Annotated in this window: 10 protein-coding genes; all 10 read right to left on the bottom strand. The window is 52.2% G+C overall.

Features of this window, described 5'->3' with window-relative positions:
* Nucleotides 1-244: 244 nt before the first annotated feature.
* The 10 genes from EC9_RS06740 to EC9_RS06695 all read right to left on the bottom strand — a co-directional run bounded on the left by EC9_RS06740 (nucleotide 245) and on the right by EC9_RS06695 (nucleotide 15316).
* Complete coding sequence (locus tag EC9_RS06740; protein ID WP_145343445.1) at nucleotides 245-1507, bottom strand: hypothetical protein; 1263 nt, start codon at nucleotides 1505-1507, stop codon at nucleotides 245-247.
* Between the two features lie 28 nt (nucleotides 1508-1535).
* Complete coding sequence (locus tag EC9_RS06735; RefSeq protein WP_145343443.1) at nucleotides 1536-2717, bottom strand: glycosyltransferase; 1182 nt, start codon at nucleotides 2715-2717, stop codon at nucleotides 1536-1538.
* Nucleotides 2714-3829 carry a polysaccharide biosynthesis protein gene (locus EC9_RS06730; protein ID WP_218934639.1) on the bottom strand — a complete coding sequence of 372 codons (1116 nt, stop codon included), beginning with the start codon at nucleotides 3827-3829 and terminating at the stop codon, nucleotides 2714-2716. The genes EC9_RS06735 and EC9_RS06730 overlap by 4 nt, the downstream gene beginning before the upstream one ends.
* A gap of 131 nt (nucleotides 3830-3960) precedes the next feature.
* Entirely contained in the window at nucleotides 3961-4764 is an 804-nt protein-coding gene (locus tag EC9_RS06725; RefSeq protein ID WP_145343438.1) for a class I SAM-dependent methyltransferase, read from the bottom strand.
* Nucleotides 4761-5504: a class I SAM-dependent methyltransferase gene (locus tag EC9_RS06720; protein WP_218934638.1), complete on the bottom strand. Its 744-nt coding sequence runs from the start codon at nucleotides 5502-5504 to the stop codon at nucleotides 4761-4763. The genes EC9_RS06725 and EC9_RS06720 overlap by 4 nt, the downstream gene beginning before the upstream one ends.
* Before the next feature lie 74 nt (nucleotides 5505-5578).
* Nucleotides 5579-6244 carry a sulfotransferase family 2 domain-containing protein gene (locus EC9_RS06715; RefSeq protein ID WP_246106127.1) on the bottom strand — a complete coding sequence of 222 codons (666 nt, stop codon included), beginning with the start codon at nucleotides 6242-6244 and terminating at the stop codon, nucleotides 5579-5581.
* A 136-nt stretch (nucleotides 6245-6380) separates the two neighbouring features.
* A complete protein-coding gene (locus tag EC9_RS06710) occupies nucleotides 6381-8207 on the bottom strand; it encodes a polysaccharide biosynthesis protein (RefSeq protein ID WP_145343432.1) in 1827 nt (608 codons plus the stop codon).
* A 267-nt stretch (nucleotides 8208-8474) separates the two neighbouring features.
* Entirely contained in the window at nucleotides 8475-10826 is a 2352-nt protein-coding gene (locus EC9_RS06705; RefSeq protein ID WP_145343430.1) for a polysaccharide biosynthesis tyrosine autokinase, read from the bottom strand.
* Between the two features lie 908 nt (nucleotides 10827-11734).
* Nucleotides 11735-14440, bottom strand: a complete 2706-nt coding sequence (locus tag EC9_RS06700) for an O-antigen ligase family protein (protein WP_145343428.1) — start codon at nucleotides 14438-14440, stop codon at nucleotides 11735-11737.
* A 207-nt stretch (nucleotides 14441-14647) separates the two neighbouring features.
* Nucleotides 14648-15316 (bottom strand): hypothetical protein, encoded by a 669-nt coding sequence (locus EC9_RS06695; RefSeq protein ID WP_145343426.1) that lies wholly within the window; start codon nucleotides 15314-15316, stop codon nucleotides 14648-14650.
* Between the last annotated feature and the right edge of the window lie 1644 nt (nucleotides 15317-16960).

The raw sequence follows: 16960 nt of genomic DNA, 5'->3' as shown, positions 1-16960 counted from the left end.
ACCCTCCACGAAACACTTAGACTCAAAGTAAAGTCGAAGTGCGGTATCCCTGCTGATGAGCCCACTCAAAATTGCGAGGCTAAAGGAATTCACGATCATCTCTAAGGCAAACGCCAAAAGATGCTTCGCGACCACGGTGTTTTCCGAACCTAACCGCGTGGTCTCTAAAGAGATGCTTGTACCGTAACGTGGTGCGACGAGGAAGTGTTGATCGTGTTCACGCAATCATCACCTTTGAATTCTTTTACTTCGCTGTGGAGCTTTCTGGAAATATCTCGCTGTCGGAAAGTCTTTTCGTAGCCCGGCTGCGTAGATGCTGAGCTTGGAATACCGGAGCCGCAAGAAGCAACAGAATCGCCGGCGTAACTTGCATTTTTTGGCGCACTGCCAGTCCAACGTTGTATGAATACGTTAAGAAAAACGCCAGGAATATGATGGTGTATAGCGAACCGATAACGATAGAGTCACGAACCAGTTGCAGCCTTTGCACTTTGGTTAGCATCCAGGAAGCCAGCGATGCGGATGTAAGAAATAGTGACTCCAGTCCTAAGATTAGCCACGGCGGCGAGGCCCAAAGGTAGGGTGGCGGCGAAAGCAGGATAATCATTAACCCGGTTCCCACGGGAATCGGATTGGTTTGACGGTATATCGCTGTGTTTCCCATGTGCATTCTGGTTTCGTACCGGGAGTTCATGGTTTCGGTCAAGCCTTGGTCAGCGACCTCTTGATTAAACCCAGGCTTGGCTATTTCAACCGCATAAAATGCAGAGATTCCGATGGAGAGAAACGCAATGGACGCAAAAAATGCCTTGGGTAAACTCTTTGTTGGTTGAGCTGCACCAATTGCCATTCCTCCAACCCACGCGGCGGCGATATGAGGACGGAAATAAAAGAGTAGTACGCTGCCAAATGCAAATGATAAATGGTCGCCAAAAGCTTTCTTTGATTCGGTTGGATGCGCAAACCATCGAACAATCAGTCCAATGCAAAAAATGATCGACCCCTCTTTTAGATTTTTTGGAGACCACAGCATCATGCTCGGTAATGCCATGGCCGTTAGAACCAAAATTGCAGGGCACCGTTTCGCGTGAAAGTACCGACACGAGCTTTCTAGAACCAAAAGCATTCCAAGATACCCAAATGCGGCATTGATGCCGTAAATCGCGACCGGGCCTGCATTCGTAAGGGCATAAAAAACACCAAGAAATAGGCGATAGCCATTGTTTCCAATGACCATCCAGCTGCTTGAATGGAGGTTGAAATTTTTGATCTGGTTGGCAATGTAGTGAGCTTCTCGGTCGTGGGCTGTCCCGTCGTACTCAACTCCCTGTCGAATGTGATAGTCGATACTGAAGCATGTTGCCAATGACCAAAGCGTCAAGCAAAACAGCAAGATCGGGAACGCGTGTTTTAATGCTGGTTGGCGATTGCAAACACGCTGAATAAACATCACTAAAAAGACGCCGCACAAAAACAGGATCAGGGTTGATATTGCATCGTCTATCACTTGTGGTCTCGTAAACTTATGGTGCGCGTTATTGGGTGTGTCTTCGGCACAAGTGACTCTCTAGTGCTTGATGATATAAATCTTCCATCCGTTTATTCGATGCGTCGATGCTAAAAAGATTCGCGAATCGCTCGATTCCGTCTGTCCGCATCTTGGCGGAGTGATCTGAGTTTGTTAGGACGTTGCGAAGCAGCAATGCAAAGGCCGCATGGTTGCAAGGTGCGGCAATGGCCGCCGCAGATGGATTGGCAAAGGCTTCTCGGATGCTGGGGATATCTGAAGCGACCACTGGCAATCCGGCCGCGAATGCCTCCATCAGCACGATAGGCAAACCCTCGTGGTGAGACGGCAAGAAGAAGCAATCGGCCGACTGCATCAATCGTTCGACATCGTCTCGCGTCCCCAAGCACCGTATGTATGGTCGGGCGGTACTGGATTCGATGCGGGCTTGAATTTCTAAATACAGTTTGCCTCCACCAACGAGCGCCAAAATCGCATTTGTGCCTTGTTCTCGAAGTCGCTCAAACGCAGTTAGCAGGCCGACATGGTTTTTTTGCTCCGAAAACGAGCCAACATGAAGGATAACCTTCCCATCCGCCGGGCATCGAAATACTTTTTCTCGTATCGAGCGAATTTCTTGCTCAGTGATTTTCGAAGCTGGCTCGGTACCCAAATATGCAACTTGCATGCGCTCACTTGGTACGGCGTGGTAGTTGCTAAGGACCTGTGCCACGGCGTGTGAAACCGGGGCGACTGTCGTCGCGTTACGCAGAGTGTAGACAACGCTGCGACGGACGTACTCCTGTGCCAACCAACGTTTCCATGAGGCCGTAGAACGATCCGCCTGCGCGATCATGCGTTCGTTGTGAAACATGACAATGGAGGGAATATTTGCGAGTTTTGCCGCTCGAGCAACAACCGAGTTGTGTGAATTGAGGTGTCCATGGACGACGTTATATCCGCCAGACTGGATATGGCGCGCGAGCTTTTTGGCGTTCCCACGCGTGGCAAGTCGCATTGAAATCCAGTCGACTTTCGCACCAAAGCGCTCGGCATTGTTCGCAAGGCACCCGCGTTCTTTTCCGCGACACAAGATATCAACATGCCAACGTTTTGTCTGTTGAATGCTTCTAAGGTGCCTTAGTAGCCAAGTTTCAACACCACCATGGTTTAACCATGTAATGACATGTAAGACCCTTAGCTTTTTCATAACCGCACGCGAATAGAGCTGCGACTTGCGCAGCTATTGATCCCAAGGAATCCTGAGAGTGGCAGATTACCGTGGCAACGGAACATTACAACCATAAAGGCAATGTTCTGAATTACCAACATTGCTCCCGTCGCGATTCCGAGTCCAATTAGGCCAAAGTTGGCAGCGCCTAAGTATCCAAAAGCAAAGGCAAACATTGCGACGACGATACTGATTGTTGCCACCACGTGTTGTTGCCCGTGAACCAAGAGAAACGCTCCCGCTGGGCCACTTAGACCGTGAAAAATTTGTGCAACGCAAAGCGGAGTCATCACAACAAGGAGTGCAATGGGATCAACCCTGAATGCGCCCGCAATAATTGGAAAGGTGCATAAGTAAATTAACAAGATAAGTAATTGAATTGCGATACTCAAACGAATGACGCTGGTCATTAATCGGTAGTTTGCTACACTTTCGCCGGCACTTTGATTCATCGTAAGTTCGCGTAATACATACGCATTCAAACAGTTTGCCGGTAGGCTGAACATTGCCGACAGCCTTGATGCGACCACAAATGTCGAAAGCGCTGCGGCGTCAAGGATCGTGACAACGTACATGCTTGCGCCCCAAGCAAAGCACACTTTATTAGTGTTTATCGCGGCATATGGAACCATTTGTGCTATAAGCTTTCGAGGGGAAATCTGCTCCCTTTTTTCGCAATTGCTTCCTTCCTTCGCGACCAGTGGCAGCGTCACAATGATTGAAATCAGTGCTGCCAAGAAAAACGCATGCTTAAGATCTACCCCAGCGGCGATAGCGATCACAACCACTAACAAAAATGCACCGGGGAATGTAACGCTGGAGGCAAAGGTCCGACCTCTGATCTGAAACGCAGTCGCACGGTTCTGTAACAAGATAAGCGCAACGGTCGTCGAGATAACCGCAAGTATCGTGTCATGGTCTCTGGGCTGGCGGATTCCCAGCCAAGCGATGATTGCACAAGCCAAAAGCCCGAAGCTTAGTAGTAAGGTAGCATGTGAATGCGAAATCGCGCGGCTGAATTCTGTGTCTTGAGCCGTTATTGTGCTATACAAGAATTCGTCAGCGCCAAAGCGACATAGCAAAGCTAACATCGACGTCATCGCAAACAGGTTGACAAATTCGTCACGGGCCTGAGGCGAAAAATTCCATGCTATAAATAGAATGGTAAACGGTAACGAGGCGAGCGATAGCCCTCGTTTCGCGAATGCAATCGAAATCCGCACTATCGCTTCGTCAAAACCAACATCTTGTGGCTTCCTTCCGAAAACTTCGTTTGACCTACACCCTTCTTGGCACGTCCCAGAACGCACCTCACCGCTTCTCGACCAATCATTGAAAAGTCGAGCTTCGGACGTGGGCTATGAAAACAAGCATCTTCAATTTGACTGAAAAAGGAAGTATCATCGAATCCATTTGGAGTAAGGATCGACCCCGTCCTTAAGTATTCGCGAAACAAACGCCTTGTTGAAACACAGTCAGAGGAACCATGCCTACCATCCGTTTGCTCTCCGAACCCATAGTCGTTCAAATCTTCGATAATATACAGCCCGTTGCTCTTGAGCGTCGGCCACAACAATTCCATTGAACATTGCTGGTGATCGCCACGATGACTGCCATCATCAATAATGAAGTCGAACCGTACGCCTGCCATCTGTTTTTTAAACGAATTGAGTTCTTGTCGTGATCCCTGATCTACAACAAATGTTTTGATGCGATCAGTATCGAGATGCTGCGCCGGATTTATGTCCATAGCGTAGATCATTCCACTCGCAAAATAGTCTTGCCACATTTTCACCGATGCACCTCCACCGCAATTTGCCGCTTGTGCGATATCGGCGCGCCAATATGGACCGGTAACCCCAATGCCGATCTCCAGCATCACAATCGGGTCTAATCTCCGGTCGCGCAAATACGCCTCATAGATATCGACATAGTTGTTTCCGTTCCACCTAGGGGTGGGGCCGGCAAGTCCTTTGTCACTGTGGTGTTTCGCCGCCAGTGATGCGAGTGAGGTTTTCTCGATCATTTTCGATTCCATTTTGTACTGTGAAGCGGAGGCACAAACCCGATGTATTTCCCAAGAAATTCAAAAATTAAATGCTCGCGATTGGATGCCGCGACATAGTCCCGGAAGTGTAAATTGTCTTGAATATCGTCGAACACCACGATTGTTGATGAAGTTATGTTTTTTTCTAAACTTTGCAATGCAAAATTGCGTCCTTCGACCGTTTTATCGGAGTCATAGTGCAGCAGGTCGATTTCGCCAGCCTCTTCGGCGATCAAGGGAAGATTCCGACGGTCACAACCAATTAACAGTGTCCAATTGCATCGAATCTCTGGCTCCACAAGAACGCCAATATACCGTTCAGGATTGTCGAAGCGAATGTATGGAAAATCACTGCTTATCAGTCGGCCGTGGTCATTGACTTCGATTGATTTAAGGAAAGCCCGCGAACTGAAGCCCGCGGCAACCCCTGTTTCAACAATGGTGGTTGGACGTGCAATTCGAGTGATAAAATACAGTAAAGCATAGAACCCGCCGCCGCCAAGCTTTACCGGAATCTGCTGGAGCACGCGATCAGCCAGTGACCTTTGAGATTGGGCGAATTCTAGCGATTCCTTCCAAATGTCTGCATCGATTTGGCTTGCCCACTCGTTGGCATCCGTGGAGTGGGTCGTGCAGTGATCGCGATAGGCTGCAATTGCGTTGGTGTCGGGTCGATGAGTCACGCGATTTTTAAGCTTGCGCAACATCTCAGGAAGCATTAGAGGCTTTGTGGTATTGCGTGCAATGTTCTGAAGTGTAGTGAATTTCACTGTTCAAAGGATCTCCATGCAATTTAGAACTTGTACCTGAAACGCTCAACATCCTCGGCATAAATGTCGCCAACGATCCGGGCTGTTTCGCTGTTGTAGTGTTCGCGATAGTTGACTTCTGTTCCCGATCGGTTGCTGTGCGGGAATTCCAAGGACGCACCAAGGTATTTCGCAAGCCAAATGTAGGTTGTGTCCAAGTCTTCCAGACGTCCTAGATGGTCAACCATGACTCGCCCTTTATTGTCGCATACATAGTTTGATTGCAAACGGAACACGCCATCGAGTTTGTTGATGTTGCGTTTGCGCAACCAGTCAAAGATAAAGCTATCGAAAGTGCCGAATTCTTTTTTTTGGTAGCGTTTGGGATGCCGTATTCCCGCCGTGACGGTTCCACCAGTTCCGCGACCTGCAATGGCAAAACGGTAAGCGGAAAATAGGCGAGCCCACGGGTTCCTTGTCAGCGAGAACGAAGGGAGGGAGCGGGTTTTAGATGAAGCGATTCGATGCACTTGCTGGATTGTGTAATGCCCCATGAAACGACCGTATATTGCTTCATTAACACTTGATCCTCCCGCCTTTGGTATATGTATGTATATAATGCCCTTGCTCCGAAACAGATGTAATCGTCTAACTATTTGCAAGCTGGTACGCCATCGCTCAGGCGTCGCTCTATTTGCGGGCTTTAGCATTGCGCGAACGATTTGTTGAATCGCTTCCCTAGAGCACATTAACGTCTTTTCGTTACCCTTTGTTGTCAATTGTCTTGTTGTAAAAGGAGATGTGTGTCACTTTGCTTTGGCGTTCATGCGACAGTCGCTTAGATTTTCAATGTGTCATCGGCGAGTTTTTGGCTATCGCTATTTCTTGGGCGAACCGAGCGCGATTCGCGACTGCATACTCAGGAACCAATTGTTCCAGAATGCATTTAATTTGCTCTTCGTCACATTCATTCAGTAACATCTCAACGGATGCGTTTGCCTCAGTTAATCCATGTGATCGGTGCTGGGAGGCGCGGAGTTTGGGGTGCGATGTGGGGAGACTTTCTTCGTCGCTGAAGTAAAGCTCTTCATAGAGCTTTTCTCCTGGTCGTTTTCCACTGAACACAATCTCAATCGCTTCCTCGGGCAAGCCTGACAAACGGATCATATCTTTGGCGAGATCGACGATCTTGATAGGTTCCCCCATGTCGAGAACAAAAATTTCGCCACCATTGCCCATCGCGGCCGCTTGCAGAACCAATCGCGATGCTTCGGGGATCGTCATGAAGAAGCGTCGCATCCTTGGATCGGTGACGGTGATCGGGCCTCCGTTTTCAATTTGCCGCCGGAAGGTGGGAACCACGCTACCGTTGGAGCCCAAGACGTTGCCGAAACGAACGACGATGAATTTGGTGTCCGATGACTTTGAGAGGGCGTTGACATATCGCTCCGCAAGGTGCTTCGAGGTGCCCATCACGCTGGTTGGATTGACAGCTTTATCTGTCGAGATCAAGACAAACTTGCGAACATCATATTCGTCGGCGAGATCGGCGAGACCACGTGTCCCGATAATGTTGTTCTTGATCGCTTCGCCAACATTGGCTTCCATCAATGGCACATGTTTGTGAGCTGCGGCATGAAAGATGATCTCGGGGCGAAATTTTTCGAAGACCTGACGCATCCGCGGAACGTCGGTGATGTCGGCAATCACGGGCACGATCTTGATCTCGCACTGTCGTTGCTTCAATTCTTGCTCGATCTCGAAAATTCGATTTTCCCCGCGTCCCAACAGAATCAATTCGGCGGGCCCGGCGCCAAGCACTTGACGCGAGATCTCTGATCCGATGCTCCCTCCCGCACCGGTCACCAGCACGCGACGGTCGTTGATAATTTCTCCGATCGCCAGATTATCCAAGACAACAGGATCACGGCGAAGAAGGTCGTTGATATCGACGTCGCGAAGTGGAATCTTGCCGTCACCCGAAAAAACGTCTTCCATCCGCGGTATCACGTGCAATTTTCGCCCACTCGCTTCCAGGCTTTGGGTCAGTTCACGCATTTGCTGTCCGGTCAATTCCCCCGCCGGAACCAGCAACTCTTGAACCCGATAGGCGGAGACCAATGAAGGGAGTGCATTTAGATCACCAAGCACGGGAAGACTGGACAACCATCTCGATCCCGACATCCGATCAACCGACGCAATCCCCACGATCACAAACCCTAGTCGCGGTTGCGATCGCAATTGGTTTGCCAACCGGAGCGCCGTGTCGCTGGTGCCGATGACAACTGTTCGCTTGCGAGGTGTTCCATCGACAATCGGCCGAACTTCTTCATGCAACAGACGCCAGCTGGAACGAACGGTTCCGAGAGCAAGGATCGTCAACATCGAATCGATGATCAAGACGGAGCGTGGTATCTGGAGCGAGAGAAAGAAGTGGTCGATGATCGACACCAAGACAAATGAAACGAGGGTCGCTTTTCCAAGCGATCGCAAGTCGGAGAAGGTAACGTATCGCCACCAACCGTGAAAACTACGGAACAGATAAAACGTGATTAGCTTTACTAGAAGTAGCGGGAACAGGCACTGCTGAAACAATTGAATTGCATTTTCGTTGAGCCGAAACTCGAAGCGAATGGCGAACGCGACAAAACAGGTGGCGAAAAATATCGACACGTGCGCCGTCAGCAGAATCCAAAACCGGAGCTTCGCCAGAACAGGAAAGAAACCAGCCCAAAGGTCACGTGCCCCGAAAGGACCGCGATCGACTTCGGAAATAGAGGTTGTTGCTAATTCGGTATTCACAGTACTCTTGCCGTATAGTTGATCAAAGAGCAGTTGAAAGCGACGCTTGGTTGCCGGCTCTAATCGATGGTCTTCAAAGAATTGAGATCATCGACGCGAATCTGTCCCGAACGAGCCGGCAGCCCCGTCATGAAAGGTCTAGCGACTTGCCGTCGCTAATTCTTCAGTGTCTCGAGAAGAGTACGACTTGGTGTACTTTGTGGCGTAGCCGTATTCGTAAGGCTGCACGTATTCGCCATATCCAAAATTCTTGTCCCCGCGTTCGGCACCGTTGACTATGATGCCCGCAACATTGACTTTGCTCGACACTAGCAACTCGCGTGACCGTTCTACAGGCCGTCTGCCATTCTTTTGAACACGGACGACCAACAGTGCGGAATCGACCTGTGCGGCGATAATCAACGGGTCGGCGACGGCCAGCAAAGGTGGAGTATCGATGAATACATAGTCATACTCTTGTCTCGCTTCGGCAATCAATCGCTCCATGCCAAATGACTCTAGTAATTCAGCCGGATCGCTGGGGTGATGTCCGTGGGAGATAAAATCGAGTCCGGCGACTTCGGTTTGCACCGTCGCACTTTCCAGGTCGCCGTCGCCGCGTAAATATTCGGCGAGTCCCATGGAGGCTTCGACTCCCAGCAACTTGTGCAGTGTTGGGCGCCGCAGGTCGGCATCGACCAACAACACACTTTTTCCCGCTTTAGCGATCGCGGCGGCGAGATTGACAATCATCGTCGACTTACCATCCCCCGGCATCGGGCTCGTAACCAGCATGACTTTGTCGAGAGAGCGGCCGGTGTGTACAAACAGGCCCGTGCGAGCCATCCGCAAGACCTCCGCCTCGGTACTGTGCGGGGCAAATACGGTTCGACACAAGGGTGACAGCTTCGATTGTTTTGCCGCCTTCTTTTCTTTGCGAGTGATCTGGAATCGAGGAACATGAGCGAGCACGCTGGCCCCCAAAGAACGCTCTAGATCGCCCGGATCGCGAAAAGTTTGATCGGAATAGTCGGCCCACAGGGCGCCACAAGAACCAAGCAATAGCCCAGCGAAACTGCCCAGCGAAAGCACAACCAGCGGATTGGGCCAGACTTGGGTTCCGACAACAGGAGCGGACAAGAGGTCGGTTGAAAAGCCGGCGTAGTTTGTCGTTAATTGTATTTCTTGCAGGCGTTCCATAACTTCGTCATAGCGCTGTTGAGCTCGAACCATCCGTGCCTTTAGCGCCTTGCCTTCGAGATATTCCGACTCGACTTCTTTCGCCAGCACGCGTTCGGTCTTTGCTTCCTCCACAAGATGCTGTTGTCGCTTGGTGAGTTCGTTGATGTCATTCGCGAGCAACGAGGAATAAGCTTCTAATATTTGCGCTGGCTTCATCTCTTTTGATTCCAAGGCCTCCAAATCACCCGGTGCTTTCTCGCGAATAAATCGTTTGACCGAGGCAACCTCGTCGCGGACGCGTTGGACAAGTGGGTGATCGTCACCAAAATCGGCTGTCAAAGCCTGCTCACGGAGAATCAAGCTGAGCACCTTTTCATATTCCGCGTCAAGGGCGGCTGACCGCATAGGTTGATCGATCTGGAACTGTTGACTATCGACTTCCCCTTTTGTCACTTCGATAAACAATTTTAACCGATCGATCTCCTTGGCACTCAGCAATGCAAGCCGTTCGATATCGGTGGGCTCGCCCTCTTGCTTCGCCCCTTCGAGGTCGTCGATCATTTCATAGCGTGACTTGGCGTAGGCGAGCTGCGAGCGAATCTCGGCGAGCTCTTGCTCAATCCCTTTCAAGCGTTCGTGTGGAACACTGCGGAGTTCCTCACCATCGAGCAGTCCCGCCGAGGTAGCGACGAAACGTGTATACTCCTGCGTGGCCTGACGGAGTTCCGTTTCATTGGTCTGTTGCGCCTGTTGGATCAAAGATGCCGCCTCTTCGCCAACGTTCCTGGTCTGAGACTCTACATAATGGCAATACCGCTCGTAGACAACTGTCAAGACATGTTCCGCATCCGCCGGGTTGGGGTTTCGATAGGATGCGTTTAAAACACTGGCTCCACGGGCATCTCCTTCGCCTCCTCGTTCAACGAGCAGATTCTTTTGGAGCAAGGAAAGCGCCGAAGTTCCCTCCCGTCTTGCCTCGATATACGACTCCAGTTCGTCGAACCGTCCCACCTTGATTGCGTCGTTCAAGATCAAAGGACTTGTCAGTAACTCGATATGCGTTGCAAGCATGTCGGAGTGAAGTACGGTACTGTCGATTCCGCCATCGCTTGACGTCCCACTGTTCGTCAACTCCGAAGAGCGCAGAGCAATCAGGATTTCCATATTGGATTCATAGCTGACTCTGGCATTCATTTGATAGGCAACGGCGACGCCCACTCCTACCAGCAGACCAAACAGGAGCAGTGGCCAGCGACGACGAAGCAATCGCAGAATGTCGATTTCAAAACTGTCCTGCTCCGCGATCCGATGAGTTTCTGATTCATTCATATTCGATTTGGTTTCAGCAACAAGGTAACGAAACGTTGAGCCATGCCGGACTGAATGGCTTTGCAAATGAGTCGAGCGAAACTCATTGCGGTGACAAGAATGTCGAACGAGTTGCGTCGGCGCGCACTTCGTTCCTTTGGGTGACCTAACCCCGCAGCTGTATCAACAGCAAAAATACCGAACGCCCCCATGGAAACTGATTCCCTTGGGACCGATGGTTCTGCCACCAGAACTGAGATTTATTCCAAGCGTCGAAAGGCTCGATAACAGGCCCCACCGCTTGAGTAGGTATACTAGGCAAGCAAGGCCAAATACACAAGCAGCAAGCATCGGTAAACTTTGCTTTTTTAGGAGAAATTTTCACGCCTCCATTCTCCTCTCACGGTTCCCCCATTGACGCCTTATCGTTATTGCGCAAGCAACACCCAACAAATGCACCCACTGGTCAATGAGTCGCCATTACCAAGAGCTCAGCGAACTACACTTTCTGTGCTATCGTGCATTCGCGAAATGCAAAAAAAGCAATGTCGTTGGTAGACAAACGGTTTTCGCGATCTTCCGCGAAAGAGCACTGCTTTTATCGGCGTGTGTCCCGTCGACACTCTCCGCGTGGCACAGGTGAATGCAACTGCAAAATCACGCATCCCTAGATTGAGCTACGAACAATTGCATGACAGGTATCTGGCGTCGTGCAACATGTGTTCGATTGATACGAAACAATTCGAAATCAAGTGTTAAAGACAACGCCAATTGACGCCACGTCGAGAACTTTGCAGTCGCAATGCGCCACGTCCCGGGTGCAACCTGCACAAGGGTTTTGTGCGGTCCCACAGGCGATCGATGGACGCGTTCACAGAACGAACCAACCGGATTGGATTCCGCATCCGAACATTTTTGCAAATGTCCGGCTACCGCGGAGCCTTGCGGTCGCGATGGCGTTTGATCGCCGCACGGATTGGATCGAGTTGCCGATCCGATGCACCGAGAGCTCTCGCAGCGAGCGTCTGATACTGGGCAGATCGGTCGTCGCCCAGCTTCAGAAAAGTCGTGGCCAGACGAAGGCGGTAGAAGATATTCGAGGGAGCGGCTTTCGATGCGTTTTGCCAGTGCTCCGCCGCCAATTGGAAATCGGAATCGAGTTGTGCCAATTGTGCGTAACAGGCATGGCGTTCCGCTGATGAGAGCGTTTCGTCGGACTGGATCACTTGCTCACATCGCCGCCGCCAAAGTTCGACGGTTCCAGCAAAAGCTTCTTCCCGCAAGGCCCGCAAATTCATCGCAATCAGCAAATCCACCTTGGCTGGAAAGAGACGCTCGACGACGGTTTCCGGTTCCCATTTCTTTGATGCCAGCGAAAGGATCGTATCGCGTCGTGGCGACGCGATCGCTAGATAGCGTTTCCAGGCGTCAATGGACGCCTCTTGATCGTCGACCATGAAGTAAAGCAGTCCAGCAGAATAAAGCTGATCGGGATTGCTGCGGGCCAGTTGCGTTAAACGTTCGACGTGGGGCCGCCAATCATCTGCGATCCAGGGCGCCAACGTGGCACAGCTCAGTTGCACTTGTGGAATCAACGGATTCATTTCGTTGGCTCGCGATAGCGACGCGAAGGCGGATCGCAGCAAACGGCGATCTTCGTCTTCGGGTGCCAAGCGTTTTCGGAGCGCCGCTTGCTGCTGCGGATCCCCGGCCAAAAACGACTCGAACCAACCCAATGGAGACTGAGCAATCCACTGGGTGCGATATCGCAACGATTCGATCGTCGACGGTTCCTGTTGCACCTTCCGCGCAAGAATGTGAAGCCGCAGTTCCGCTGTCTGCCACCACGCATAACGCTGCCAAGCGATCGCATGATCCGGCATCTCTTGGGTCAGTTGGTGCAGCAACTGGCTGTTCTCGGTGCATTGCGATAGGGTTGGTACGACATCGTCGCCTGGGGGCACTGTGACCGCCAAAACGTGCTCGTAGTGCAGCTCGCGACCGAAAACGTATTGGCTGAAGAGCAGGGGAAGGGTCAGCAGCAGCAACCAGGCAAAGGGCCCCGAAGCAACCACACTGAAGCCCAGACGCGGTTTCGGAGAGGGGACAGAATCGAGCCCAGTTGACTTCGAAGAAACGCGTCGCTCGCAACCGCTTACAGCTCCCAGCAACAGCCCCGCAGCCATCATGTTCGCGGGGTAGGTGATCACAAAGTCGACAAAACCTTGACCAACAACAGCAATCAATGCGACACACCCTGCTGCACCCATTGCGATCCGGCTCGGTTCCTTACTTCGTGTAAACAAGCTCCAAGACCTGCGCGCCAACAGCACGATCCCGATCACGACGATCGCGATCCCGACAATGCCGCTTTCGGTGACCACCTCAAGATACTGGTTGTGGGCATTTTCGAACCAGGCTCGCGTGTCGCGATGCTTGAAGGGAAGATGAGCGTATCCGTAGGTGCCGATCCCTGAGCCCGTGGGAAGATAATGGAGGGCAGTATCCAACCCAGCCCAGAAATGGACAAAACGATCATTTGCGGTAATTTGGTCCAGCGTGAGATCTGCCGAACGTGTTTCGATACGTTCGTGCTGCGCGACTAAATAGGTGCATCCGGTAGTTAGGGCAACCGCACACACGACAAACGCAAGGATTGCTCGCCAACCAACGTAGGCTAGCCCGGCGAGCGAGATCACCCCCAGGCCGACGACTGCACAAGCCCACGCACCACGAGACATCGACAGCAAAATCGCAAAACCAATCAATAACAGAAGCGCGACCGAAGCAACCACGGAAAGATCGCTCCAAGCCCCGCTGTGGCTGTACAGTGGGTTGCTCTTCTGCTTCTTCAGCCCGCCGAAATACCAGAGCCGTTTGTCGACGAGCGTCCAAATCAACACACCGACCGCAGCAGCCAATCCGATCAACAGATAGGCCGCTCCCGCGTTGCGATAATGAAACGTGGAAAACGCACCTGTAAAGACTTCATTTCGCACTCCGGGGATAACGTGCGATGCGTTCGTTGCGCGTTGAATGATCGACCAGGCAGCAATTGCACCGCCGTTGGCTGCCAACCCCATCAACAACCAACGCCGACCCTTGGAAGTAGCAAACAGCGTGCTACCGATTACAAATGCCGCTACCCCCAACGTGTTCACGCTCAAGCGAAGACGACTGGCCGCGGGGATGATGCTGATCGTTCGTGATTCCGGCGGCAGCGTCTGGCGAGACTCGGCGGATTGGTCTTCGGGCTCCGCCAAGGTTTGATCAAACGCCGCGCGCGTACCGGCCGCCCCGGGCGAGATGATGGCAGCCAGTTCCGCTGGCAACGGAACCACTTGCAACCCGCCCCACAGCAGCCATGCAAAACAAAGGAGACAGAGGCCCGTTCGAGGCGGAGGAGTCGTTTCGCGAGACTCCACAAATATCAGCCCCAAGCCAACAGCAGTGCTCAGCCCAACGGCGATCTGCCATTGGACAACCGTCTCTGCGCCGCCATACCGCCAAGCCGAGTAGCAAAGCACGCCCAGCACAATCGCTTGGCAAAAACGAGGGATTACGACAGCCCACGACTTGGAACGGTGCGAATTGGATTGGCGAATCGTCGAATTTGAACGCAGTTTCCGTGGCATTGGTGTCTACATGATGGATGAAAACACTTGAGCACGGCGAACCTCGCTCACGTGCAGTGGCGGCGTGGAGGCCTGCGGTTCGAGCAACCACAAAGCATCCTATAAATGTGGAAAAATTCCGTGGCAAGCCGAGCTTCGGATGCCACGGAATTCGCAATTCCCCAAGAGGCTGCCCCACTTGGCTCGCCCCCTTCACTTCACTCCAACTTAGTAGCCGTATCCTTGGTAGTAGTAGCCTTTGCGCTTCGAAACGACATGGGGGTTAGGTTTACCACCATGACCGTTGTCATCTTGGTAGCCGCCTTTATAACTGCCCCCTTTGCCACTGCTGCCACTGCCGATCGCAGCCAAACCAGCCAGCCCTGCCAGGCCTGCTACGCCGCCCAATCCGCCGCCGCCGCTACCGCTGCCGCTGGCACCACAACAGCCACTTCCCGCGATTGGCGCTCCTCCGAGAGTCGGTTGCTGGCAACATCCATCGATGATTTCTTCACCGACAATGATCTCCTCTTCCGCAACAATGAACTCTTCGCCTGCACAGGGCAAACCGGAACGCATCGTGTTGGAATGAACCACCAACTGCTCATACTGCGCTTGATTCCCTTCGGTCACGACCACGCTGGTCAGATCCGTTTCCAGCTCGTCGAGCCGCGTCAGCAGCTCGTCACAGGGCTTCTCGTTGCCTTCGATGTCGGCCTGCAACTCCTTCACCGCATCGGCAATTTCGCCCAAGCCAATAGCTTCTGCTGATTCCGTGGATTCAGCTGGCAACACTACCCCCCCATCCTGGCCAACCTGAGCTCCAACCACCCCAAATGCTTGATGGGCGGAAAAGGCGACCACCAAGAAACCGGTACATAGCTTTCTGCGTTTCATCTCTCTCAATCCTCTCTGTTGATGTGTAAAGCAAAGCCAACGCACGCATAGAACGCGCAAGTGTACAAATTACCCACACCTGAAACAATAGGCAAACACCGCAAACGACACAAATCACCCAGCCCACTGAAACCATCCAGCCGGCCACGCAACCTTGGCCGAACGGCAAAACACGGGGTTTGCGAAAGAATTCCCAATGACGAAGACAATGCCGACACCCCGAGAAAAATTATGCCTCGCTATGCGAAACCTCGAAAACAATAAGCAGGCCACGCCGCCCCCTGAATACTGCAGCAAGGAATTTCAGATAGGTGGCACCCGTGGGGAGGGTCAAACGAAGTGACCGCAACCACCACAGCTCACTACCAATGCAGGCTGTCACCGCGTCGGCGATGCAGCTGAGTTCCCTAGGAGGAAATAATGAGAGATTTGAATAAAGGTGATTGCGATAACCTGGCGCAGCCCCGCCAGCGGCCACGAGTCGCTCGCAGAGCAACCCAGCAATGTGTACTTGCGATGTCGGCGGTTCTGCTGACGACAGCGCTGACTGGTTGTGCAAACGTTCAAGGCGTCTTCGGATCTTGCGATTGCTCGCTAAACCGCAGTTTACACATGACGCGTGCCGAATTGATGGCCCGTCGCGTATGGAGCTACAAATATTCGGACTGCCACGAAAACCATAGCAACGCACGAGATGTCCGGCGCGGCTTTATCGACGGCTTTGTCGATATTGCTTCGGGTAAAGATGGTTGCCCCCCCGTCTTCCCGCCACAAAATGAATGTTGCTTGACAGGACCACTGAGATCACCGGTCAACCAATGTCGAGACCAAGCGTGGTTCCAGGGATACCCACTGGGCGTTGCTGCCGCAAAGCAACAAGGCTGTCACTTGTGGTGGAGATCCAACCTGCCGGCACATCTGATCGCCCAATACCAATCGGCTAATTGTACCAGTTGCGGCTCGACAGATTGCGAATCAACTGGCTGCTGCGGTCCAACAGGTTGCGTTATCGATCAAGAGCGCGGCGAAGCCTCATCATCAGTCCTAACACAAGCAAAGTCTCAGCCGACCGATTTGGAGCCCTTTACGAATCGTGAAGCAGGAGACTCTGAAATGACGGTGCGATCCGACAATGCCCCGTTCGTATCCCGCAGCAAACGGATCCCAACCTCTGTGCGTCCGGCCAAATTTCCCGCGAACGACGCGGCACCTAACTGGCCTGCCACGGCGACCTCGCTGAACTTGCGAAATAGCTCGAACGTGTCCGAACAAGACTCCCATGACGTTGTGTCCATCAAACTATCCGTCAAGGACGAATCGAACCCGATCTATCGCCAAACCTCTTCCGACAGCGTTAGCGAGTAAACGCGACACGGCAGGATCACGGACAAACCTTCGAGAAAATGATCGCTGACGGCAGTCCTTCGATCCCCTCTCCGCTGAAGTGAGATATCCACAGGCTATCGAACTCAACCGTCAACAACACAATCGTGGGGTCGCAAGGAACCGACCCACAGATGTTCAACTAACACACCACACAATGGAATGTAGTCAAATGCGCGTCCTCACGAACAAACAAAAATCAACTTACCGGCACTCAAAGTGTTGGGGGGCTGTTGCCAGTCTGCTGGTGCTAACAGCAAC

Source organism: Rosistilla ulvae (genome assembly GCF_007741475.1).
GTDB classification, from domain to species: domain Bacteria; phylum Planctomycetota; class Planctomycetia; order Pirellulales; family Pirellulaceae; genus Rosistilla; species Rosistilla ulvae.
The sequence above is the reverse complement of the archived record's forward strand: the minus strand, read 5'-3'. Positions and strand labels throughout refer to the sequence as shown.